The sequence below is a fragment of the Brevundimonas sp. genome (genome assembly GCF_036676055.1).
Taxonomy (GTDB): domain Bacteria; phylum Pseudomonadota; class Alphaproteobacteria; order Caulobacterales; family Caulobacteraceae; genus Brevundimonas.
In genome coordinates this window covers 1-21,401 of the sequence record NZ_JAKFDS010000066.1, presented here as the reverse complement: position 1 = coordinate 21,401, position 21,401 = coordinate 1, and the positions used below count along the sequence as shown (strand labels likewise).

General features: G+C 68.6%; 17 protein-coding genes. 6 read left to right on the top strand and 11 right to left on the bottom strand.

Annotated features, from left to right (window positions below; all coding sequences use genetic code 11):
• The first annotated feature begins 49 nt into the window (after positions 1-49).
• A complete protein-coding gene (locus V6M45_RS11605; protein WP_332656590.1) occupies positions 50-346 on the top strand; it encodes a CC_3452 family protein in 297 nt (98 codons plus the stop codon).
• Between the two features lie 4 nt (positions 347-350).
• On the opposite strand, the gene V6M45_RS11600 is transcribed toward V6M45_RS11605, so the two are convergent.
• A complete protein-coding gene (locus V6M45_RS11600; RefSeq protein ID WP_442880584.1) occupies positions 351-1,958 on the bottom strand; it encodes an ATP-binding protein in 1,608 nt (535 codons plus the stop codon).
• A 71-nt stretch (positions 1,959-2,029) separates the two neighbouring features.
• On the bottom strand, positions 2,030-3,391 hold the full coding sequence (locus V6M45_RS11595; RefSeq protein WP_332656586.1) for a glutamate--cysteine ligase: 1,362 nt from the start codon (positions 3,389-3,391) through the stop codon (positions 2,030-2,032).
• A 98-nt stretch (positions 3,392-3,489) separates the two neighbouring features.
• Here V6M45_RS11595 and V6M45_RS11590 point away from each other — a divergent pair, with 98 nt between their 5' ends.
• On the top strand, positions 3,490-4,080 hold the full coding sequence (locus V6M45_RS11590) for a hypothetical protein (protein WP_332656584.1): 591 nt from the start codon (positions 3,490-3,492) through the stop codon (positions 4,078-4,080).
• Positions 4,081-4,109: 29 nt separating this feature from the next.
• Here the strand turns inward: V6M45_RS11590 and V6M45_RS11585 are convergent, their stop codons facing one another.
• The 7 genes from V6M45_RS11585 to V6M45_RS11555 all read right to left on the bottom strand — a co-directional run bounded on the left by V6M45_RS11585 (position 4,110) and on the right by V6M45_RS11555 (position 11,071).
• Positions 4,110-4,568, bottom strand: coding sequence for an ion channel (locus tag V6M45_RS11585; RefSeq protein ID WP_332656582.1), 459 nt, complete (start codon positions 4,566-4,568; stop codon positions 4,110-4,112).
• A 31-nt stretch (positions 4,569-4,599) separates the two neighbouring features.
• A complete protein-coding gene (locus V6M45_RS11580) occupies positions 4,600-5,319 on the bottom strand; it encodes a 16S rRNA (uracil(1498)-N(3))-methyltransferase (protein WP_332656580.1) in 720 nt (239 codons plus the stop codon).
• 14 nt (positions 5,320-5,333) lie between these two features.
• Positions 5,334-6,497, bottom strand: coding sequence for an acyl-CoA dehydrogenase family protein (locus V6M45_RS11575; RefSeq protein WP_332656578.1), 1,164 nt, complete (start codon positions 6,495-6,497; stop codon positions 5,334-5,336).
• Between the two features lie 2 nt (positions 6,498-6,499).
• Positions 6,500-8,284 carry an acyl-CoA dehydrogenase C-terminal domain-containing protein gene (locus tag V6M45_RS11570; protein WP_332656576.1) on the bottom strand — a complete coding sequence of 595 codons (1,785 nt, stop codon included), beginning with the start codon at positions 8,282-8,284 and terminating at the stop codon, positions 6,500-6,502.
• A gap of 4 nt (positions 8,285-8,288) precedes the next feature.
• The gene (locus V6M45_RS11565) at positions 8,289-8,774 is read right to left on the bottom strand and encodes a MerR family transcriptional regulator (protein WP_332656574.1); all 486 of its coding nucleotides are present in this window, start codon (positions 8,772-8,774) and stop codon (positions 8,289-8,291) included.
• A 161-nt stretch (positions 8,775-8,935) separates the two neighbouring features.
• Entirely contained in the window at positions 8,936-9,358 is a 423-nt protein-coding gene (locus V6M45_RS11560) for a DoxX family protein (protein ID WP_332656572.1), read from the bottom strand.
• 309 nt (positions 9,359-9,667) lie between these two features.
• On the bottom strand, positions 9,668-11,071 hold the full coding sequence (locus V6M45_RS11555) for a protein adenylyltransferase SelO family protein (RefSeq protein ID WP_332656570.1): 1,404 nt from the start codon (positions 11,069-11,071) through the stop codon (positions 9,668-9,670).
• A gap of 230 nt (positions 11,072-11,301) precedes the next feature.
• On the opposite strand from V6M45_RS11555, the gene nhaA reads away from it, so the two are divergent.
• The 3 genes from nhaA to V6M45_RS11540 all read left to right on the top strand — a co-directional run bounded on the left by nhaA (position 11,302) and on the right by V6M45_RS11540 (position 16,040).
• Positions 11,302-12,513 (top strand): Na+/H+ antiporter NhaA, encoded by a 1,212-nt coding sequence (nhaA, locus tag V6M45_RS11550; protein WP_332656568.1) that lies wholly within the window; start codon positions 11,302-11,304, stop codon positions 12,511-12,513.
• 235 nt (positions 12,514-12,748) lie between these two features.
• Complete coding sequence (locus V6M45_RS11545) at positions 12,749-15,355, top strand: TonB-dependent receptor (protein ID WP_332656566.1); 2,607 nt, start codon at positions 12,749-12,751, stop codon at positions 15,353-15,355.
• A gap of 142 nt (positions 15,356-15,497) precedes the next feature.
• Positions 15,498-16,040 carry a hypothetical protein gene (locus V6M45_RS11540; RefSeq protein WP_332656564.1) on the top strand — a complete coding sequence of 181 codons (543 nt, stop codon included), beginning with the start codon at positions 15,498-15,500 and terminating at the stop codon, positions 16,038-16,040.
• A 29-nt stretch (positions 16,041-16,069) separates the two neighbouring features.
• On the opposite strand, the gene V6M45_RS11535 is transcribed toward V6M45_RS11540, so the two are convergent.
• Both V6M45_RS11535 and V6M45_RS11530 read right to left on the bottom strand, forming a co-directional pair.
• Positions 16,070-19,156, bottom strand: a complete 3,087-nt coding sequence (locus V6M45_RS11535; protein ID WP_332656562.1) for an efflux RND transporter permease subunit — start codon at positions 19,154-19,156, stop codon at positions 16,070-16,072.
• A gap of 9 nt (positions 19,157-19,165) precedes the next feature.
• Positions 19,166-20,299: an efflux RND transporter periplasmic adaptor subunit gene (locus tag V6M45_RS11530; RefSeq protein WP_332656675.1), complete on the bottom strand. Its 1,134-nt coding sequence runs from the start codon at positions 20,297-20,299 to the stop codon at positions 19,166-19,168.
• Positions 20,300-20,526: 227 nt separating this feature from the next.
• Between V6M45_RS11530 and V6M45_RS11525 the strand changes: the two genes are divergently transcribed.
• A partial coding sequence (locus tag V6M45_RS11525; RefSeq protein ID WP_332656560.1) for a GTP-binding protein occupies positions 20,527-21,401 on the top strand: 875 nt, incomplete at its 3' end.

Sequence of the window (21,401 nt, the reverse complement as noted above, 5' to 3'; positions counted from 1 at the left end):
GTCACTTTCGCACGAACCGGCCGTCATGAACAGCCCCAAGGAGGCTCCGATGCTTCTCATCACCCTGATCTCGGCGACGCTCGCGGTCGCCCAGCCCGCCCCCGTTCTCGACGCCGCCGCCACCCTGGCGGCCCCCGGCGAGGCTCGACGTCTTGTGCTGGACGGTCGTTCGTGGGTTTGCGGCCCGGACGGCGTCTGCGTCGCCCGCGGCTCCGGCGCCTCCCAGCCGCTGTTGCGCGAGTGCCGCCGGTTCGTCGCCCGCTTCGGCGCTGTGACCCGCTATGAGCGCGGCGGCGCCGCCCTCGGCGAGGCCGAACTGGCCCAATGCAACGCGGCCGCCGCCTGACGCTTCAGAGCCCGATCACGGCCTCGATGCCGGCCAGCAGGCTGGCGGCCGTGATCGGCTTGGCCACATGGCTGTCGGCCCCGGCCTCCATCGATTCCTGGCGGTGCTCGGCCATGGCGTTGGCGCTCAACATCACCACCGGGGTGCGAGGCCGGTCCGGCCGCGCGGCCTCGAGGGCGCGGATGGCCCGCGTGGCGGTCAGTCCGTCCATGACCGGCATCTGCATGTCCATCAGCACCACGTCGAAGGCGCCGGCCTCGAAGGCCGCGACCGCCTGGGCCCCGTCGCCGGCGATGACGACCTCAGCGCCCTGGCTGGTCAGGATCAGCTGGACCACGCGCTGATTGGTCGGGTGGTCCTCGGCCAGCAGGACCCGCAGGGCCCGTCCGGCATCCGGTGTCACCAGGGCGGTCGCGGCCGGCGTGCGGGCATCGTAATCGGCCAGGCTTCCGGCCCGACGAAGGGGCAGCACGAAGCGGAACCGGCTGCCGGCGCCCGGCGTCGAACGCGCCTCGATTTCCCCGCCCATCATCTCGACCAGCGAGCGACAGATGGACAGGCCCAGGCCCGTGCCCCCGAACCGTCGGGTGATGGTGCTGTCGGCCTGGTTGAACCGCTCGAACAGCCGCGCGGCGTGGTCTGCGTTGAAACCGACCCCCGTGTCCTCGACCGTGAGCGCCAGCCGGTGCGCTTCGCCCCGGCCTTCGGGATCGTCCGACCACACCTCGACCCTGACCGAGACAGAACCCTCGGCGGTGAACTTGATCGCATTGGACAGCAGGTTGCCCAGCACCTGGCGGATGCGCGTGCTGTCGCCGAGGAAATGACCCCGCGCCTCGGGCGACCGTGTGACATGGAAAGCCAGCCCCTTGTCCTCGGCCCGGGTGCGCATGACCGCCAGAGGCTCCAGCGCCTCCTCGATATCGAACGCCCGGCATTCCAGATCCAGCTGCCCCGCTTCGATCTTCGAGACGTCGAGGATGTCCGAGACCAGCCGCTCCAGCGTGTGGCCTGAACTGCGGATCAGATCCACCATCTCGGCCTGATCGCTCGTCAGCGCGGTTCGTGACAGGGCGTCGACGATGCCGATAACCCCGTTCAGGGGCGTGCGGATCTCATGGCTCATATTGGCGAGGAAGTCCGACTTCGCCTGGTTGGCCGCCTCCGCCGCCGCCTTGGCTTCCCGCAAGGCCTGTTCGGCTCCGACCCGGTCGGTGACATCGCGGGCCACGGCGTAGATGCGGTCATCGAACCGCTGCGCCCGCCATTCCAGGGTCCGGTAGTGCCCCAGCTTGTGCCGGTAGCGGTTGATCTGACCCAGCACCGGGTCGCCCGGCTTGCGGTTCTCCACCTCGACGACGCTGGTCAGGGTCGCGCCCAGATCCTCGGGGTGAACCAGCGGCATCAGCCAGGCGCCGCGCATCTCTTCCGGCGAATATCCCAGGGTTGTCTCCCAGGAGCGGCTGACCTTGACCACCCGGCCGTCCAGCTCACGGATCACCAGAAGGTCGAGGGAGACGTCGAAAAAGGTCGCAAGCTCGGCGTCGGAGGCGTCCGTGCCCGCCGCCGTCCCGTCCCGCCCAGGAATGGCCGAGGCCACACTGCAACCCATCTTCGAAACCGACCCCCCGGAACCCAACTGGCTTCTCTGCTAGGCCCTTCCGGTTAAGGCCGCATTGCTGCTCAGTAGGCGAAGTCGCGATAGAGTCGGCTGACGTCGCCCTCCCACTCGCCGTGGTAGAGTTCCAGCAGGCGGTCGGCGGGGGTCAGCCCGCTGTCGGCGATGTCTTCCAGCTCCGACAGATAGCCGCGCTCGTCGACCATGCCGCCCGAGAACCGGGCCCGGTTCTTCAGCCCGTGCTTGGCGATATCGACCAGGTCGACAGCCACGTCGCGCACCGACCGGCCCGCGACCTCGGCCTTGAGCCCCAGCCGGGTCACGTCGCGGCGCAGGCGTTCATGGTCGGCGATATCCCAGTCCTTCGCCAGGTCCCAGGCCGCGGCCAGCGACGGCGCGTCATACAGGATCCCGGCCCACAGCGCGGGCAGGCCGCAGATGCGGCTCCACGGCCCGCCGTCCGCGCCGCGCATCTCCAGATACGACTTCAGCCGCACTTCGGGGAACAGGGTGGTCAGGTGGTCAGCCCAGTCCTTGGCGTTGGCCCGGTCGCCGGGCAGGGCGTCCAGCTTGCCGTCCATGAAGGCGCGGAACGACTGGCCCGACAGATCGACGTACCGGCCCTCGCGCTTGGCGAAATACATCGGCGTGTCCAGCGCATAGTCGGCGTAGCGCTCAAAGCCGAAACCGTCCTCGAACACGAAGTCCAGCATGCCGGTCCGGTCCGGATCGGTGTCGGTCCAGACATTGGCCCGGGCCGACAGGAAGCCGTTCGGCTTGCCTTCCGTGAACGGCGAACAGGCGAACAGCGCGGTGGCGATCGGTTGCAGGGCCAGCGAGGTGCGGAATTTCGCCACCATGTCGGCCTCGCTGTCGAAGTCGAGGTTGGCCTGGATGGTGCAGGTGCGCAGCATCATGTCGAGGCCCAGCGAGCCCCGCTTCGGCATATAGGCGCGCATGATGTCGTAGCGGCCCTTGGGCATGACGGGGATGTCCTCGCGCCGCCACATCGGGTCGAAGCCCGCGCCGAGGAAGCCGAGGTTCAGCTGGTCCGCGACCTGCTTGACCTCCATCAGGTGCTGGCCGGTCTCGTTGCAGATGTCGTGGATGTCCTTCAGCGGCGCGCCGGACAATTCGAACTGGCCGCCGGGCTCAAGGCTGATCGAGGCGGTGAGGCCCTCGCTGTTCTCGCGCTCCAGGGCGATGACGTGGTCGCCCTCCATCACCTGGCGCCAGCCGAACCGGGTCAGGCCCTCCAGCATCGCCTTGATGCCGTTCGGCCCCTCATACGTGGGGCGGCGCAGCGTCGACTTGTCGAAGCCGAATTTCTCGTGCTCGGCGCCGATGCGCCACTGATCCTTCGGCTTGGACCCCTTCGACAGGGCGCCGACCAGGTCGTTGCGGGTAAGCGGTGCGGCGTCAGCCATGCGATGTGTTCCAGCCCCTCTTGTCGCGGCTAGATGGGCGATGAGATGGTCCCGCTCAAGGGGAGTGTCCGACTTCAGATTCATTCAGGGGCAGATCCATGGGGCGGGAAGCTACGGGTTTCATCGATTACGGCGGCCGTCGCGGCGACGGGCGCGCACTGCTTGAAGCCGGTGAGCTCATTCTGCGCGGCGAGGTGAAAGCGCGCCTGGCCCGGTCATCACTGACAAATCCCAGGATTGAGGGAGACGCCCTGGTCCTCGATGCGCCGGACGGCAGATTGGCGATCGACGTCGGGGCCGTGGAAGCCGGACGCTGGATCGAGGCCTTGTCGCGCGCTGCGCCGACCCTCGCCAGAAAACTGGGGATTCAGGCGGATGGTCCGGTCTGGGTATGGGGCCAAACCGACGACATCGCCCTCAACGGAGCCCTTGCGGAAAGTGGCCCGGCGCATCCTGGCGCCGCCGCGCTCCACCTCGCCATCGTCAACTCGAAGGACGACCTCGACAGCGCTCTCGCCGAACGCGGCGATGCCGATGCCGCCCTCTGGCTGGTCTATCCCAAGGGCCGCCGTGAGTTTGGCGACGCGGCGATACGCGCGACGATGCGCGAAATGGGCTACATCGACAGCAAGTCCTGCGCTGTGTCCGATGCCCTTACGGCGACCCGCTACGGACCACGCAAGACCTGACGCCGCCATTCCATGGCCCGGCGCGTCCCTCAAGGCGGGTCGCGATGAACCAGATCGTGTTTCCGTCGCGCGGTGAACGGCATCATGACGCTGACGAAGAAGGCGACCGACCAGCCCAGCAGGATCGCCCCCGCCACGCCCTCGATCGCGCCCAACAGCCGCCACTCCGGCGCCATCAGCGAGTCGTCATAGCCGATCGAGCCATAGCTGATGCTCGAGAAATACACCGCCTCGCGCAGGTCGGGCACCGCCCCGATCAGCTTGTAGAGCGCGGCGTACATCCAGATCTCGGTGCCGTGGACGACGAACAGGCCCAGCACCACGGCGATGGTCAGCAGGGCGTGCCGCCACAGCGGCCCCTCGACATAGGATCGGCCCGCCCGGGTTTCATAGATCTCCAGCCCCCTGCCGAGGCTGAGCAGGCCGAAACCGTGGATGCTGACGGCCAGCAGGGCCATCACCGTCGACAGGGCCAGTTCATTGAACATGCCCCATCCTGCCCTGTCGCTGTCGGTCCCGCTAGCGGTCCCAGTCGCCGACGGCCGCCTGCCACAGGGTGAGGGCGGCGATGGCGGCGGTGTCGGCCCGCAGGATGCGCGGCCCCAGCGACACGGCGGTGGTGAAGGACAGGGCCCGCAGCCGCTCCCGCTCTTCCGGCGAGAACCCGCCCTCGGGCCCGATCAGCACGGCCCACGGGCCTTCCCCCGCCCCCGCCAGCGCCGGACCCGCCGGCGCTCCGCCGGTCTCGTCGCAGAACATCAACCGCCGCCCGGCCTCCCAGCCGTCCAGCACCTCGCCCAGCTTCGCCGGCTCGTCGATCATGGGCACATCCACCCGCCCCGTCTGTTCGGCGGCCTCGATGGCGATGGCGTCCAGCCGGTCCATCCGCACATGCTGGACCTGGGTCCGGTGGGTGACGACCAGCCGGATGCGCCGCACCCCCAGTTCGGTCGCCTTCTCGACCGCGAACTCCAGCGCGCTCTTCTTCACCACGCTGATCAGCAGCTCCAGATCGGGCCCGGTCGACTGCGGCCGGACCTGTTCCCCGGCCCGCAGCACCGCGCCCTTCTTCAGCACCTCGGCGATGACGCAACGCCACTCGCCGTCGACGCCGTTGAAGACCAGCAGCGAGTCCCCGATCTTCAGCCGCATCACCTGGGTCAGATAGCGCGACTGGTCCAGCGTCGGCAGGACCGCGGCGTCGGGGGCGAGGGGCTGGGGGACGTGGAGACGGATCATTCTCCTGTCTGGGGTCAGAGCGTCCGCGCGATCAAGAGCTTCATGATCTCGTTGGTCCCGCCGTAGATCCGCTGCACCCGCGCATCCTTGTACAGCTGGGCGATCGGATACTCGTTCATATAGCCGTAGCCGCCGTGCAGCTGCAGCATCTCGTCGATGACCTCGCCCTGGATGTCGGTGACCCAGTATTTGGCCATCGAGGCCGTCGCGGCGTCCAGCTTCCCTTGCAGGTGCAGGCCCAGGCAGTGGTCGACGAAGACCTTGGCCACCGTCAGCTTGGTCTTCACCTCGGCCAGTTTGAACTGGGTGTTCTGGAAGTCGATGATGCGCTTGCCGAAGGCCTTGCGCTCCTTGACGTAGGCCAGCGTCTCCTGCAGCCCCCGCTCGGCCGCGGCGACGCCCTGGACGGCGATGTTCAGCCGCTCCTGCGGCAGCTGCTGCATCAGCTGGATGAAGCCCTGGCCCTCGCCGCCGCCGATGACGTTCTCGCCCGGGACCTTCACATCGTTGAAGAACAGCTCGGAGGTGTCGTTGGCCTCCATGCCGATCTTGTGCAGGTTCCGCCCGCGTTCGAAGCCCTCGGCCCCGTCCGTCTCGACCACGATCAGCGAGGTGCCCTTGGCCCCCTCGGCCGGATCGGTCTTGGCCACGACGATGATGAAGTTCGCCAGCTGGCCGTTGGTGATGAACGTCTTGGACCCGTTCACCACATACTGGTCGCCGTGTTTGATGGCGGTGGTCTTGACCCCCTGCAGGTCCGACCCGGCGCCCGGCTCGGTCATGGCGATGGCGCCGACCAGTTCGCCCGACTGCAGCCGCGGCAGCCAGCGCGCCTTCTGCTCGGCGGTCCCGTAGTGCCAGATGTAGGGCATGACGATCGCATTGTGCAGCGAGATGCCGAAGTGATCCGCGCCCTTCCAGCCCAGCTGGCGCATCAGCACCACCTCGTGCCGGTAGTCGCCGCCCATGCCGCCGTCCGCCTCGGGCATCGACAGGCCCAGCAGCCCCGCCTCGCCGGCGTCGTTCCACAGCTGCCGCGGCACCGATGAGGCGGCGATCCACTGCTGGAATTTCTCCGGCGGCGCGTGCTCGTCGATCCATTTGCCGACGCTGTCCGAGAAGAGGGTGATCTCCTCGTCCTGCATGAAATCGGGCTCGGGGACGTTGAGGACGTTCATGCTCAGAACGCCTCCGCCGGCATCGCCATCAGCACCTCGGCGCCCGACTTGACCTTGGCCAGGTGCGCCCCGGCGTCCGGCAGAATCCGCTCCACGAAATACCGGCCGGTCATCAGCTTGTTGGCGTAGAACGGGTCGGTCGAGCCGGCGTCGATCTGCTTCTGCGCCGCGATGGCCATCTGGGCCCAGCAATAGGCCAGCGCCGTCAGGCCGAAGATGTGCAGATAGTCGGTGCTCGCCGCCCCGGCGTTGTCCGGGTTCTGCATGCCGTTCTGCATCAGCCACATGGTGGCTTCCTGCAGCTTCTTCTTGGCGTCGGCCAGGCCGTCGATGAAGGGCTTCACCGGCCCCTCGCCGCCGTGCTCGGAGACGAAGGCGTCGATGTCGGCGAACCAGGTCATGATCGCCCGGCCGCCGTTGGCGGGCAGCTTGCGTCCAACCAGATCCAGCGCCTGGATGCCGTTGGCGCCCTCATAGATCATGGTGATCCGCGCATCGCGCAGATACTGCGACGCCGGGAAATGCTCGGTGTAGCCGCTGCCGCCGTGCACCTGCATGGCCAGCGAGGCGGCGTGGAAGCCCTTGTCGGTCAGATAGGCCTTCAGCACCGGGGTGATCAGACCCATGTAGTCGCGGGCCTTCTGCGCCTCGGCCTCGTCGTTCGAATGCTGCAGATCGGCCTGCAGCGCGGTCCACAGGGTGAAGGCCTGGCCGCCCTCGATGAAGGCCCGGGCCTCCAGCAGCATGCGCCGCACGTCCGGATGGACCATGATGGAGTCGGCCGGACCGTCGGGGTTCTTCGGCCCTGTCAGCGACCGGCCCTGCAGCCGGTCATGGGCGAACTCGACGGCGGCCTGATAGGCGGCCGAGCCGATCGACAGGCCCTGCAGGCCGGTGCCGAGGCGGGCCTCGTTCATCATGACGAACATCGCCGCCATGCCCTTGTTCTCGGTCCCGACCAGCCAGCCCTTGGCGTTGTCATAGGCCATGACGCAGGTGGCGTTGCCGTGAATGCCCATCTTGTGCTCGAGCCCGGCGCAGGCCGCGCCTTCGTTGCGCGCGCCCAGGGTGCCGTCCTCATTGACGAAGAATTTCGGCACCACAAACAGGCTGATGCCCTTGATCCCGGCCGGCGCGCCCTCGATCCGGGCCAGCACCAGATGGATGATGTTGTCGGTGAAGTCGTGCTCGCCGGACGAGATCCAGATCTTCTGGCCGGTGATGTTGTAGCTGCCGTCGCCGTTGGGGACCGCCTTGGTGCGGATCAGGCCCAGATCCGTGCCGCACTGCGGCTCGGTCAGGTTCATGGTCCCGCCCCATTCGCCGGTCGCCATCTTCGGCAGGTACATCGCCTTCTGCTCGTCCGAGCCGTTGGCGTTCAGGCCCCAGTAGGCCCCGGCCGTCAGGCCCGGATACATCGAGAAGGCGGCGCTGGCCGCGGCGGTGAACTGGCCGAAGGCCATGGCCACCACCGAGGGCATGCCCTGGCCGCCATGCTCGGGCAGGGCCGACAGGGCGGGCCAGCCGGCCTCGACCATGGCCTTGTAGGCTTCCTTCCAGCCGGTCGGGCCGGTGACCTCGCCGTTGTCCCATTTGCAGCCTTCCTGATCGCCGACCCGGTTCAGCGGGGCGATGACCTCCTCGGCGAATTTGGCGCCTTCCTCGAGGATCTGGCCGACCAGTTCCGACGACACGTCGGCGAAGCCGGGCTGGTTGGAATAGCGGTCGATCTCCAGCACCTCGTTCAGAATGAACGTCAGGTCGCGGACAGGCGCCTTGTAGGCCATGGAATTACGCTCTCGCTTTGAAGGGCTGGAGGTTGTGATCCGGGTTGAGCCGCGCCTTGAGCAGGGTGGCGTACTCCTCGGCGCCGGGCAGCAGGTCCGGGCGGTGCTCGCCCAGCTTCCGCTCCATCACGGCGCAGGCTTCCTCGGCGGTCTCGATGGCCGCGTCGAGGTCCTCGCGCTGCTGTTTCAGCGCGGCGATCTGGGCCCGATGGCGGCGCAGGGCGACGGCCATCTGATGGGCGTTGTGATTGTCGTGGTCGTACAGATCCAGCATCTCCTGGATCTCCTGCAGCGAGAAGCCGATGCGGCGTCCCCGCAGGATCAGCTTCAGCCGCGCCCGGTCGCGGGCGTCATAGACCCGCGTCTGGCCCTTCCGGGCCGGCGTCAGCAGGCCCTTGTCCTCGTAGAACCGCAGCGCGCGCGCCGTCGCCCCGAACTCGCGGCACAGCTGGCGGATCGAATAGGTGCGATGATCGTCGGCAGTCGCCATGGCGGCAGATAAGCCGATCTTGACGTGCACGTAAAGGGAAGGATTCTGGTGGCGGCAGGCAACAGGCAACAGGCAACACGCCGCGGTAAGGGCCGCCTTCCAGAGGTCGTCAGGAAAAGTTCACCGGCAGCGAGTGTTCAGCGCACCTGCTGCCTCGCGCCTCAGCGCGTCTCCCGCGCCCGGCACCACAGCACGGGCGCCGTCATGGCGATCAGCACGACATTGGTCAGCGCCAGCCCGCCTTCCAGCCCGACGGCGTGGATCGCGAGCATGATCATCTCCAGCGCCAGGAGGCCGGCGGCGGCGGTGACCAGAAGCGGGCGGCCGTGCTTCCACGACACCAGCGGCGCGAGGATCAGCGCCGCCAGCAGAATTTCGGCGACGCCCAGGCCGCGCACAAGGTTGTCCGACACCAGCGCCGGCCACTTCATCAGGTCGATGAGGTTGGCCATCGGCTCGCTCAGCTTGGCGTAGCCGGCCGCGATGAAGAACATCGCCAGCCAGCCCTGCAGCGTCCAGAGCGTCAGATTGCGGTAGCTCGCGGCGAGGCGCGACCGGGCGGGGGTGAGGGCTTGAGAAGTCATCTTGTCTGACGCCCGGGGAGAGGCGCTCGTTCTATTTGCAACAGTGGTGATGTCGGATCGCCTGGCTGGATCCGCAAGGGCGCGAAGCGAGACCGTAACCATCCGTGACCGCCTTCTGCGGGAGCCCCACGGCCAAAGCGTGACCGTATTCATAAATCTCTGTAATGTGGCGTCGGTTTCGGGGTCCTTAAGAGCGGGACCGTTCACGGACTGGCGGGTGCAGGGCACGGGACGGATCCTGACGGCCGGTCGTTCACCGGCTCCGCATCCCTACCGCCACGCTGCCGCCACCCTGCTGTCAGCAGTGGTTCAGACCCGTGCGGCCCCGGCGGTCCGCAGGCGTCCGATCTTGGCCTCGAAGGGCCCCCAGTCGTCGGCCGCGTCGATCGCCGCCCAGATCGCCTCGACCTCGTCGATCCGCATCTCCTCGGGCTCCGGGCCGCCGAACATCGGGTGCTCCAGCCGCTCCGGCCGGTCCGGCTCGTGCTCGAACAGGGCGAAGCGGAAGGCGTCGAAGGCCTCGCCCTGGTACAGCTTGCCGCGCGGCCCGCCCAGCGCCCGCGCCGACGAGGCGAAGCCGCCGAACCAGTCGAAGAACAGCGGCTCCCAGCGCAGCGCCTCGCCATTCTCGCGCAGCAGCGCCAGGGTCGTGTCCAGCAGCCTCTGGTCGGCGGCTTCGCCCAGACTCGTCACCCCCAGCCGGACCAGGAACGCCGCTCTCAGCTCCCGGATATAGGCCGGCCCGAATCCGTTCAGGGCCTCGGTCAGAGGCTCCGCATCCGCGATCAGCTTCAGCGCCCCGCCCAACTGAGTCAGGGCCCAGAACACCGCCTCGGGCTGCCGCGCGAAGGCGTACAGGCCGAACTGGTCGAAATAGGCCGCCGTGAAGCCGGGCTCATAGTGCGGCAGGAACCGCCACGGCCCGTAGTCGAAGCTCTCGCCCGTGACGTTCAGATTGTCGGTGTTCAGCACCCCGTGCACGAAGCCGGCGGCGATCCACCGCGCCGTCAGCCGCGCCGACGCCTCGACCACCGCGCGCAGGAATCCCGGCGCATCCCCGGCCGCCACGGCCGGGTGGTAGAGCGCCCGCGCATGCTCGACCAGCGCCTCGATCATATCCGGCCGCCCGATATAGGCCGCCCGCTGGAAGGTCCCGAACCGCACATGGCTGTGCGACAGCCGCACCAGCACGGCCGAACGGGTGGGGGAGGGCTCGTCGCCCCGTTCCAGCGCCTCGCCGGTCTCGATCAGGCTGAAGGCGCGACTTGTCGGAACGCCCAGCGCCTCCAGCATTTCCGCCGCCAGCACCTCGCGCACCCCGCCTTTCAGCGTCAGCCGCCCGTCGCCGCCCCGCGACCACGGCGTCTGGCCGGATCCTTTCGTGCCGAGGTCAAGCAGTCGCCCGTCGTCGGCCCGCATCTGCGCCGCCAGAAATCCCCGCCCGTCGCCGATGTCGGGGTTGTAGGTGCGGAACTGGTGCCCGTGATAGCGCATGGCGACCGGCCCGGGCTGGCCGGGCAGGGGCTCGAACCGGCCGAAATGGGCGATCCATTCGGCGTCCGTCAGCGTTTCCAGTCCCACTGTCGCTGCGGCGCGGTCGTTGCGGAAGCGCAGCAGGGTCTGCGGGAAGTCCGCGGCCCGGACGGCGTCGCCATAGTCCGCCCCCAGGTCGAAGAAGCGCGGCTCGGGTCGGTAGACGGGGGAAACGGGCATGGGCCGCAGATGACCTCTCGCCGTCCGCAAGGCAACCGTCGTCGATTTCCGCTTCGCCCGGGTTGAACCCGCGCCCCCCGCCCGTATTGTCAAGGCAGCGATCAGGCCCGCTCCCGCCGATTCCGGCGTCGGAAGGGCCAGGCCGGCGTCCGCTGTTCGCAGGACGAACCCGGTCCGGCGCCCGTCGATAACCGGGCGCCACGACAGACCTTTCAAATCCGGAGGCCGCCGTGGCGCGCAAGATCACTCTCGAATTCCTCAAGACCGAGGCCGCCTCGGGGGCCGTGCTGGGCCTCGCCGCCCTCGCGGCCCTGGTCGTGGCCAACTCGCCGCTGTCAGGGGCCTATTTCGGCTGGCTCAAGAGCGAGCACGTGCTCCAGATCGGGCCGCTGCTGCTCGAACTGACGATCTCCGAATGGATCAAGGAAGGCCTGATGGCGGTCTTCTTCCTCGTCGTCGGACTGGAGATCAAATACGAGATTCTCAAGGGCGAGCTCAGCGATCCGAGGAAGCTGGCCACGCCGGTGCTGGCGGCCATGGGCGGGATGGTCGCCCCGGCTCTGGTCTATCTGGCGGTCTCGGGATCGACCGGCGGGCCCCACGGCGGGTGGCCCATTCCGCTGGCCACCGACATCGCCTTCGCCCTGGCTGTCTTCGCCGTCGCCGCGCGCAAGCTGCCGTCCTCGCTGCGGGTCTTCCTGCTGACCCTCGCCATCGTCGACGACCTCGGGGCTATCGCCCTGATCGCCGTCCTGTTCTCGAGCGGCGTCGTCTGGCAGCCGCTGGTCTGGATCGTCGGCATGCTGATCCTGGGCGGCGTCGCCAGCCGCTTCCGGAAGGTGCCCGCCCCCTTCTGGGTGCTGGGCTTCGCCCTGGTCTGGTATCTGACGGTGCTGTCCGGCCTTTCGACCTCGCTGACCGCCGTGGCCTTCGCCGCCATCGTGCCGGTCAATGAGCGCCGCTGTGACGGCCAGAGCCCGCTGAAGGAGGCGATGAATGACCTGCACCCCTGGGTGGCCTATCTGGTCCTGCCACTCTTCGCCTTCGCCAAGGCCGGGGTCAGCTTCGCGGGCCTGTCGCTGGAGCAGGCGTTCGCGCCGCTGGTCATCGGCATCGCCCTGGGCCTGTTCGTGGGCAAGCAGCTCGGCGTGTTCGGGGCCGCCTGGCTGGCCTCGGCGCTGAAGATCGGCCAGCGTCCCACCGGGGCGACCTGGCTGGAGCTCTACGGCGTGAGCCTGCTGTGCGGCGTGGGCTTCACCATGAGCCTGTTCATCGGCGTCCTTGCCTTCCCCGGAGCCATCGACTCGCCACAGCAGGTCGAGGTCAAGTTGGGGGTGCTGGCCGGATCCTTCCTGTCGGCGATCGCGGGGGCGACGGTGCTGGCCTTTGCTGGCCGCCGGCGCAAGGATTTCGCTCAAGAAGCGCCCGATACTGGCGACTAGTGGGCGAATATTGACCTAGCGTAATCAGTTTCTGTCGCTTTTGCGTCACAGTCTGGCTTGCGCCACGGCGGAAATGAGGCCCTGCGGGTCCCGAATGCTTGTGGCGGAGTCCGGCTTGGATTACCCAAAACACTGGACTTTCCGCGCCCCGCAAGAAGGGCGCGGACCAGGGATCAGGAAACGCCGCGGCGCTCCGCTCAATGCGGGGAACCCGGCCAATGTCGGGGAGCCGTGCATGCGCCTTACCAACCTTCTTCGCACCACTGCGTCGGCCGCCGTCGTCGGCGCCGTCGTCTTCGGTTTCGCCGGGGCCGCTTCGGCCCAGGATGGTGATCAGGACCGGGCCACCACGGTCGACGACATCATCGTCACGGCGCAGAAGCGCGAGCAGAACCTGCAGGACGTGCCGATCGTGGTCACCAGCCTGTCGCAGGAAACCCTCGAGGACGCGGGCGTCCGCGACATCAAGGATCTGCAGATCCTGACCCCGGGCATGACCGTCACCTCGACCTCGTCGGAAGCCTCGACCACCGCCCGCATCCGCGGCGTCGGCACGGTCGGCGACAACCCCGGCCTGGAAAGCTCGGTCGGCGTGGTGATCGACGGCGTCTACCGCTCGCGTAACTCGGTCGGCTTCGGCGACCTCGGCGAACTGCAGCGCATCGAGGTCCTGAAGGGCCCGCAGGGCACCCTGTTCGGCAAGAACACCTCGGCCGGCGTCATCAACATCATCACCGAGGCCCCGTCCTTCACGCCGGGCTTCAACGCCGAGGCCACCGTCGGCAACTACGGCGCCATGGCCGTCTCGGGCTCGGTCACCGGCCCGATCAGCGAAACCCTGGCCTTCCGCCTGTACGCCGGCCGCCGCCTGCGCGACGGCTTCATGGATATCGACGTCGGCGACGGCCCCCGGCCCGAGACCGATGACAACAACCAGGACTTCGGCACCGTCCGCGGCCAGCTGCTGTGGCTGCCGAACGACAACGCCTCGGTCCGCTTCATCGCCGACTACTCGTCGCGCGACGAATACTGCTGCATCGGCACCCAGATCCGCACCGGCCCGACCTATCCGTTCATCGACGCGCTCTCCGTCGGCCCGGGCCAGCGTCCGCCGGCCCCCGGCTTCGGCGCCCTGCCGTTCTCGCGCACCGGCTACGCCAACCGTTCCAGCGGCCAGGAGGTCGAGGACAAGGGCTGGTCGGTCGAGGCCAACTTCGACATGCCGTCCTTCCTCGGCGGCTCGACCCTGACCTCGGTCTCCTCGTGGCGTAAGTGGTCGTCCAGCCTCGGCCAGGACATCGACTACACCGGCGCCGACATCGCCTACCGCGAGCAGGACGGCGACTACGGCTTCGAAGTCACCAACACGACCCAGGAGTTCCGCCTCGCCGGGGCCACGGACACGCTCGACTGGCTGGTCGGCGCCTTCGTCACCAACGAACAGATCGGCCGCACCGACAGCTGGTATTTCGGCGCCGACTACACGCCCTTCCTGTCCTTCCTGCTCAGCGCGCGTCTGAACGCGGCCAACCCCGCCCTGCCGATCAGCCCGAACACCATCGGCTGCTACACCCGCACGGCCCAGACTCCGGTCGGCTTCGGCACCTGCCTGGCCACCGGCGGCGCCGTCAGCGGCGGCGGACCCGGCTTCACCGTCGGTCAGGGCTTCGAGGACAAGTACGAACAGGACTCCAACTCCTACGCCCTGTTCACCAACAACACCTGGCACGTCACTGAGGCCTTCGACCTGACCCTCGGTCTCCGCTACACCATCGACGAGAAGAGCCTGCGGGGCCGGCAGACCAACACCAACGGCAACGGCGCGACCTGCGGCGCGGCCCTGGCCAACGCCGGCGCCATCGGCGCGGTGCTCGGCGCCAACACGCCGACCGTCCTCGGAAACTTCTGCCTTCCGTGGTCGAACATCGCCTTCAACAACCGCGTCGTTGACGAAGACTTCGACGACAGCGAGCTCAGCGGCACCATCAAGGCTTCCTACCGCCTGAACCCCTCGGTCCTGACCTACGTCTCGTACGCCCGCGGCTACAAGAGCTTCGGCTACAACCTCGACCGCGTGCAGGCCGGCATCACCCCGACCGCCTCGACCCTGTTCCCGTCGGAAGTCGTGGACAGCTACGAAGCCGGCGTGAAGATGACGCTGCTGGATCGCACCCTGCTGCTGAACGCCACCTACTTCGACCAGACGTTCGAGGACTTCCAGCTCAACACCTTCCTCGGCACCGCCTTCGTGGTGGAGTCGATCCCCGAGCTGACCTCGCGCGGGGTCGATGCTGACTTCATGTGGTTCTCGCCGGTCGAAGGTCTGACCTTCCAGGGCGGCGTCACCTGGACCGACGCCCAGTACGGCGAGTTCACCGCGGCCGACCTCGGCAATCCGGGCAACTTCCCGCAGCTGTCCCTGCTGCCGGGCGGCGACGCCTCGTTCGCTCCGGAATGGTCGACCACCCTGTCGATCAACTTCGACCGCAACATTCGCGACGACCTGCGGGTGGGCTTCAGCCTCGCGGGCAAGTACGTGACCGACTACAACACCGGCTCGGACCTGCTGCCCTACAAGCAGCAGGACGCCTTCGCCACGCTGAACGGCCGCTTCCTCCTGGGCAGCGTCGACGAGCGCTGGACGGCCGAGTTCTGGGTCCAGAACCTGACCGACGAGGAGTATATCCAGGTCGCCTACAACGCCCCGCTGCAAGGCTCGGCGTTCCAGTCCACGGTCCAGCCGAACGGCACCTTCTACAACCCGGCGCTGGACACCCAGACCTACGACGCCTTCCTGGGCGCGCCGCGGACCTACGGCGCCACCCTGCGCTTCAAATACTGATCGTCCCGCCGCAGGGCGGAACGGAGCAGCCGGCCGGGGGCGACCCCGGCCGGTTTTGTTTTGGGCGATCGCCGGCGCGGGCTGGTATGGGGGCGGATACGCTTTCGCCCGCCCGGGCCCGGTCAGGCAGAGGGAGAACCGAATGTCGGAAATCGACCCGGCCACGGCCGCGGCTCTGGGGTGGCCGAAGACGAAATACGCCTGGATCGAGCGTGAGCGCCGCTGGCTGTGCCGGGCCGTTCCCACGGACAGGGTCGTCCGCCGCGAAGCCTTCACGGACCTCTATGTGACGGGGACGCAGCTTCGGCTTCGGGAGGCGGTTCCGCTGGAAGGCGGCCCCGCGATGCTCCGGCTCGGCCGCAAGGCCGACGTCAATCCATCGGTCCGGCTGCTCACCTCGATCTATCTCTCGCCCGGGGAGTTCCGCCTCCTGTCCTCCCTGCCCGGACACCGGCTGCGAAAGACGCGCCACTACCTCGGGCGCATCGACGGCGCCGACGTCTCCGTCGACGTCTTCGAGGGCGCGCTCAGCGGCCTCATCATGGCGGAGGCGGAGTTCGCCGACGTCGAGACGATGGAGCGCTGGCCGATGCCGGACTTCGCCTTCCGGGAGGTCACGACGGACGTCCGCTACACCGGCGGCAGGCTGGTGACGGACGGCCTGCCGCAAGACTCCGCGGCCTAGGCCTCGCCCGTTTCGGCTCGCCGGCGGCGTTACTCCGCCGGCGCCTCCGCCGGGCGGTTCGGCTCGTGCCGCTGGCTGGCGAACATCTTGCTCATCCGCCGGCGGGCGAAGCCGGCGATGTCGTCGATCAGGGTGAAGATCGGCGGGATGAACAGCAGCGACAGGAAGGTCGAGGAGATCAGCCCCCCGACCACGGCGATGGCCATCGGCGAGCGGAACTCGACATCGGCGCCCCAGCCGAGGGCGACCGGCAGCATGCCCGCGCCCATGGCGAAGGTGGTCATCAGGATGGGCCGCGCCCGCTTGTGGGCGGCGTCCATGATGGCCTCCAGCCGCGTCATCCCGTCCTTCTCGGCCATGACGATATAGTCGACCAGCAGGATCGAGTTCTTGGCCGCGATCCCCATCAGCATCAGCACGCCGATCAGGGACGAGATCGAGAAGCTCGAGCCCGCGATCATCAGCGCCACGAAGGCCCCGCCGATGGCCAGCGGCAGCGAGGCCATGATGGTCACCGGATAGGCGAAGCTGCGGAACAGCAGCACCAGCACGGCGTACATCAGCAGGATGCCGGTGGCGAAGGCCACGGCGAAGCCGGTGATCATCTCCTGGATGAACTCCGCGTCCCCGGCCGGCACCTGGCGCACGCCGGTCGGCAGATTCTTGACCGACTCCAGCTTCTGCACCGCCGTCGCCGCCTCGCCGGAACGGATGCCGTCCAGCTCGGCCGTGATCGAGGCGATCCGCGCCCGGTCCTGGCGCAGCACCTGCGACGGGCCGGCCCCGAACTGGATGTCGGCCACCGCGCTCAGCGGCACGGAGCCGCCGGTGTTGGTGGGTACGCGCAGGGTCTCCAGCACCGACAGATCCTCGCGGGCGTCGGAGGTCAGCTGCAGCCGGATCGGCACCTGGCGGTCGCCCAGATTGTATTTGGGCAGGTTCTGCGCCACGTCGCCGATGGTGGCGACGCGGATGGTCTGCGAGATGTCCCGGGTCGAGACCCCCATCAGCGCGGCCTGGTCCGGCCGCGGCGTGACCAGGATCTCAGGCCGCGCGATCGAGGCGGTGTTGACCACATTGGCCAGCCCCGGAACCGTCCGCATCTCGGCCTCGATCCGGCGCGCGGCGGCCTGCAGCGCCTCCGGATTATCGCCCAGAATGGCGAAGGTGTAGGTCGTCCCGTCCGAGGGGCCGCCGCCCTGGTTGCCGGTCCCGGCCCCGATGCGGGCCCCCGGGATCGACTTCCAGCCGTCGACCATCTCGCGCGCGAACTCCTGCTGGCTCAGCGCCCGTTCGCCCTTGCCGACCATGTCGGCGTAGACATAGGCCTGATTGACGTCCTGACCGCCGATCGAGGCGTAGACCGAGGTGACCTCGGGCCGCTGCTGCAGGTCGCGGGTCACGCGCTGCACGATGGCGTCGGTCTGCCGCAGGGTGGCGCCGGGCGGCAGTTCGATCGAGAAGGCGGCGCGGGACTCGTCGCCCGACGGCGAGAACTCGAACGGCACCTTGCTGGCCACGAAGCCGGAGGCCACGAACAGGGCCGTGCCGATGGCGAACACCTTCCAGCGGTTGCCCAGCGACCAGCGCAGCGCCTTCAGATAGCCCGCCATCCAGAACGGATCGGCGTCCTCGTGTTTGGTGTGCTTCAGCAGATAGGCCGCCATCAGCGGCGTCAGGGTCCGCGCCACGACCAGCGAGAAGGCCACCGAGACGCACGCCGCCAGGGCGAAGGCCTTGAAGAACTGGCCGATGATGCCGGGCATGAAGCCGACCGGCGCGAACACGGCGATGATGGTGGCCGTCGTCGCCACGACCGCCAGGCCGATCTCGTCCGCCGCCTCCATCGAGGCGCTGTAGGGCGACTTCCCGTCGCGCATGTGCCGGACGATGTTCTCGATCTCGACGATGGCGTCGTCGACCAGGATGCCGATGGTCAGCGACAGGGCCAGCAGCGTCACCACGTTCAGCGACTGGTCCAGCGGCCCGAGGATGGCGAAGGCGGGGATCAGGGACAGCGGCATGGCCGTCGCCGTGATGAAGGTCGCCCGCCAGTCGCGCAGGAAGATGAACACCACCACGACCGCCAGCACGGCGCCCAGCAGCAGGGCCTCGATCGAGGCGATGTAGCTCTCCTCGATATATTCGACGCTGGCCGTGACCTGTTCGATGGTCAGTTCGGGGTGGGCCGCGTCGATCTCGGCCACGCGCTTGCGCACGACCTCGGCGACCTTGACCTCGCTGGCGCTGCGCGAGCGCAGGAAGTTGAAGGTGACGGCCTCCTGGCCGTTGAAGCGCGCCAGTCGGCGGGGCTCGCTCCAGTGATCCTCGACCGTGCCGAGATCGCCCAGACGCACCGACCGGCCGCCGGACAGCGGCACCAGGGTCTGGCGCAGCTCCTCGATCGAGCCCGCCGCCCCGAGGGTGCGGATCGACCGCTCCGCGCCCGAGATGGTCACCCGTCCGCCGGGCAGGTCGCTGTTGACCGATGTCAGGGCCTGGCTGACCGAGGCGGCGGTCAGGCCGTAGGAGGCGAGGCGGTCGGGATCCAGCTCGACGCGGACCTCGCGGTCCACGCCGCCCGAACGGTTGACCTCGCCGACGCCGCTGATCGACAGCAGCGACCGGCTGACCTCATTGTCGATGAACCAGCTGATCTCCTCGGGCGTCATCGTCGACGAGCGCACCACCCAGGTGATCAGGGAGTCGCCGGTGATGTCGATGCGCTGGACGCTGGGCTCCTGCATGTCCTGCGGCAGGTCGGCGCGCAGGCCGCTCATGGCGTTGCGGACGTCGTTGGTCGCCCGCTCGGTGTCGGTGCCCAGTTCGAACTCGATGGTCGTCTGCGACGAGCCGTCGGTGATCTGCGAATTGATGTGGCGGACGCCCGACAGGCCGGCGAGGGAGTCCTCGATCAGCCGGGTGACCTGGACCTCCATCTCGCTGGGGGCGGCGCCCGGGCGGCCGGCGTAGACGAAGACCAGCGGGAAATCGATGTCGGGGTTGTTGTTGATCCGCATCCCCATGAAGCCGTTGACGCCCGCCAGCGTCAGCAGCACGAACATGAGGATGATCGGGATCGGATTCCGGATCGACCAGGACGATATGTTCTTCATCGTCGCGGCCTATTTCTTCGCGGGTGCGGCGGCGGGACGGGCAGGGGCGGCGGCGCGGGCCGGAGCCACGGTGACCCGGTCCCCTTCGCCGAGGAAGCCGGCTCCCTCGACCACCACCCGAACGCCGGCCTCGATGCCGGTCACCGCCGTGCGATTGGTGGTCCGCGACAGGACGGTCACCGGCCGGAAGTGGGCGCGGCCGTCGGTCCCCATCACGAACACGCCGGCGCGGTTCTCGCGGTACAGCACCGAGGCGGTGGGCACGGTCACGGCCGGCTGGTCTCCGACCTGGATGCGGGCGCGGGCGAACATGCCGGGGCGGAAGCCGCCGCCGGACAGGGCGATGCGGGCCACGCCGAGGCGGCTTTCGGCGTTGACCTCGGGGGTGACGATGCGGACCCTGCCGGTGGTCTCGCCGACCTGGTCGGACGAGATGACGGCGCTCTGGCCGGCCCGCACGAGGGCCAGTTCGGTCTCCGGCACCTGGGCGTCCAGCTCCAGCCGTCCGTCGCGGACGATGCGGAACAGTTCGGTTCCCGCGCCGACGATCTGGCCGCGGGTGACGCTGCGGCTGATCACCAGACCCGAGACCGGCGCCCGGACGGTGGCCTGCGACAGTCGGGTGCGGGTCTCGGACAGCGAGGCCCGGGCGGCGGCCAGATTGGCGGCGGACGCCCGCTGGTTGGCGAGGGCGGTGTCCAGCGAGGCCTGGCTGAGGAAACCGCGTTCCTTCAGCTCCTGGGCCCGGTCCAGCGCCGCCTGGTCGCGCGCGACATTGGCCTCGGCGGTCTGCACCGCCGCCTGCTGCTGGCGCAGCTGGGCCTGCAGCAGGGCGTCGTTCAGCTGCACCAGCGGCTGGCCCTGACGGACGTAGCTTCCCTCGTCGACGAACACGCCGGTCGCGGTCAGGCCGCCGGCCTCGGCGCCGACCGGCACCTCTTCCCAGGCCGAGATGCTGCCCGAGGCGGTGACCGTGCGCGGCAGGTTCTCCAGCGTGGCGGTCACGACGGTCACCGTCTGGCTGCTGCCGCCGGTGGCGCCCGCCTTGGTCTCGGCCTCATCGGCCGCCTTCTCGCCGCCGCAGGCCGAGAGCGTCAGGGCCAGGGCCAGGACGGCCGCGCCGGCCCAGCTGTTGCGCATCATGTTCGCCACGTTCGATCCCCTGCGCCGCGGTGGGAGGCCGCGCGCCTGTCATTGGGCCGCCTGTCCGGCGGCTGTGTCATCAGCTGTTGAATAGCGGGTTCGCGGCTTCTTCTCAAACGGGAATAGGTCCCTTACACCGATGTAATCCGCCACAAATGCGGTGACTGAGCGCCCCGTCGCCGCCGTCCGCGTTGGCGATCCGGTCCCGCCGTGCTACCGGCGCGGCCATGACGACCCCTCCCATCGAACGCATCCGGAATTTTTCCGTGGTCGCCCACATCGACCATGGCAAGTCGACCCTGTCCGACCGGCTGATCCAGCACACCGGCGGCCTGACGGCGCGCGAAATGTCGGCCCAGGTCCTTGATAACATGGACATCGAGAAGGAGCGCGGCATCACCATCAAGGCGCAGACCGTGCGCCTGCACTACAAGGCGAAGGACGGCCTCGACTACGTCCTCAACCTGATGGACACCCCCGGCCACGTCGACTTCGCCTATGAGGTCAGCCGCAGCCTCGCCGCCTGCGAGGGCTCCCTGCTGGTGGTCGACGCCTCCCAGGGCGTGGAGGCCCAGACGCTCGCCAACGTCTACCAGGCCATCGACAACAACCACGAGATCGTCCCCGTCCTCAACAAGATCGATCTGCCAGCCGCCGAACCCGAGCGCGTGCGCGAGCAGATCGAGGACGTCATCGGCATCGACGCGTCCGAGGCCGTCCTTTGCTCCGCCAAGTCCGGCATCGGCATCGAGGAGGTGTTGGAAGCCATCGTCACCCGCCTGCCGGCCCCCAAGGGCGACCCCGAGGCCCCGCTGAAGGCCATGCTGGTCGACGCCTGGTACGACCCCTACCTCGGCGTCGTCCTGCTGGTCCGCGTCTTCGACGGCGTCCTCAAGGCCGGCCAACGCATCAAGATGATGCAGCACGGCACCACCCACCTGGTCGACCGCGTCGGCGTCTTCCTGCCCAAGAACACCCCGGTCGACCAGCTCGGCCCCGGCGAGGTCGGCTTCATCACCGCCCAGATCAAGGAGGTCGCCCACGCCGCCGTCGGCGACACCATCACCGACGAGAAGAAGCCCACCGCCGAACCGCTCAAGGG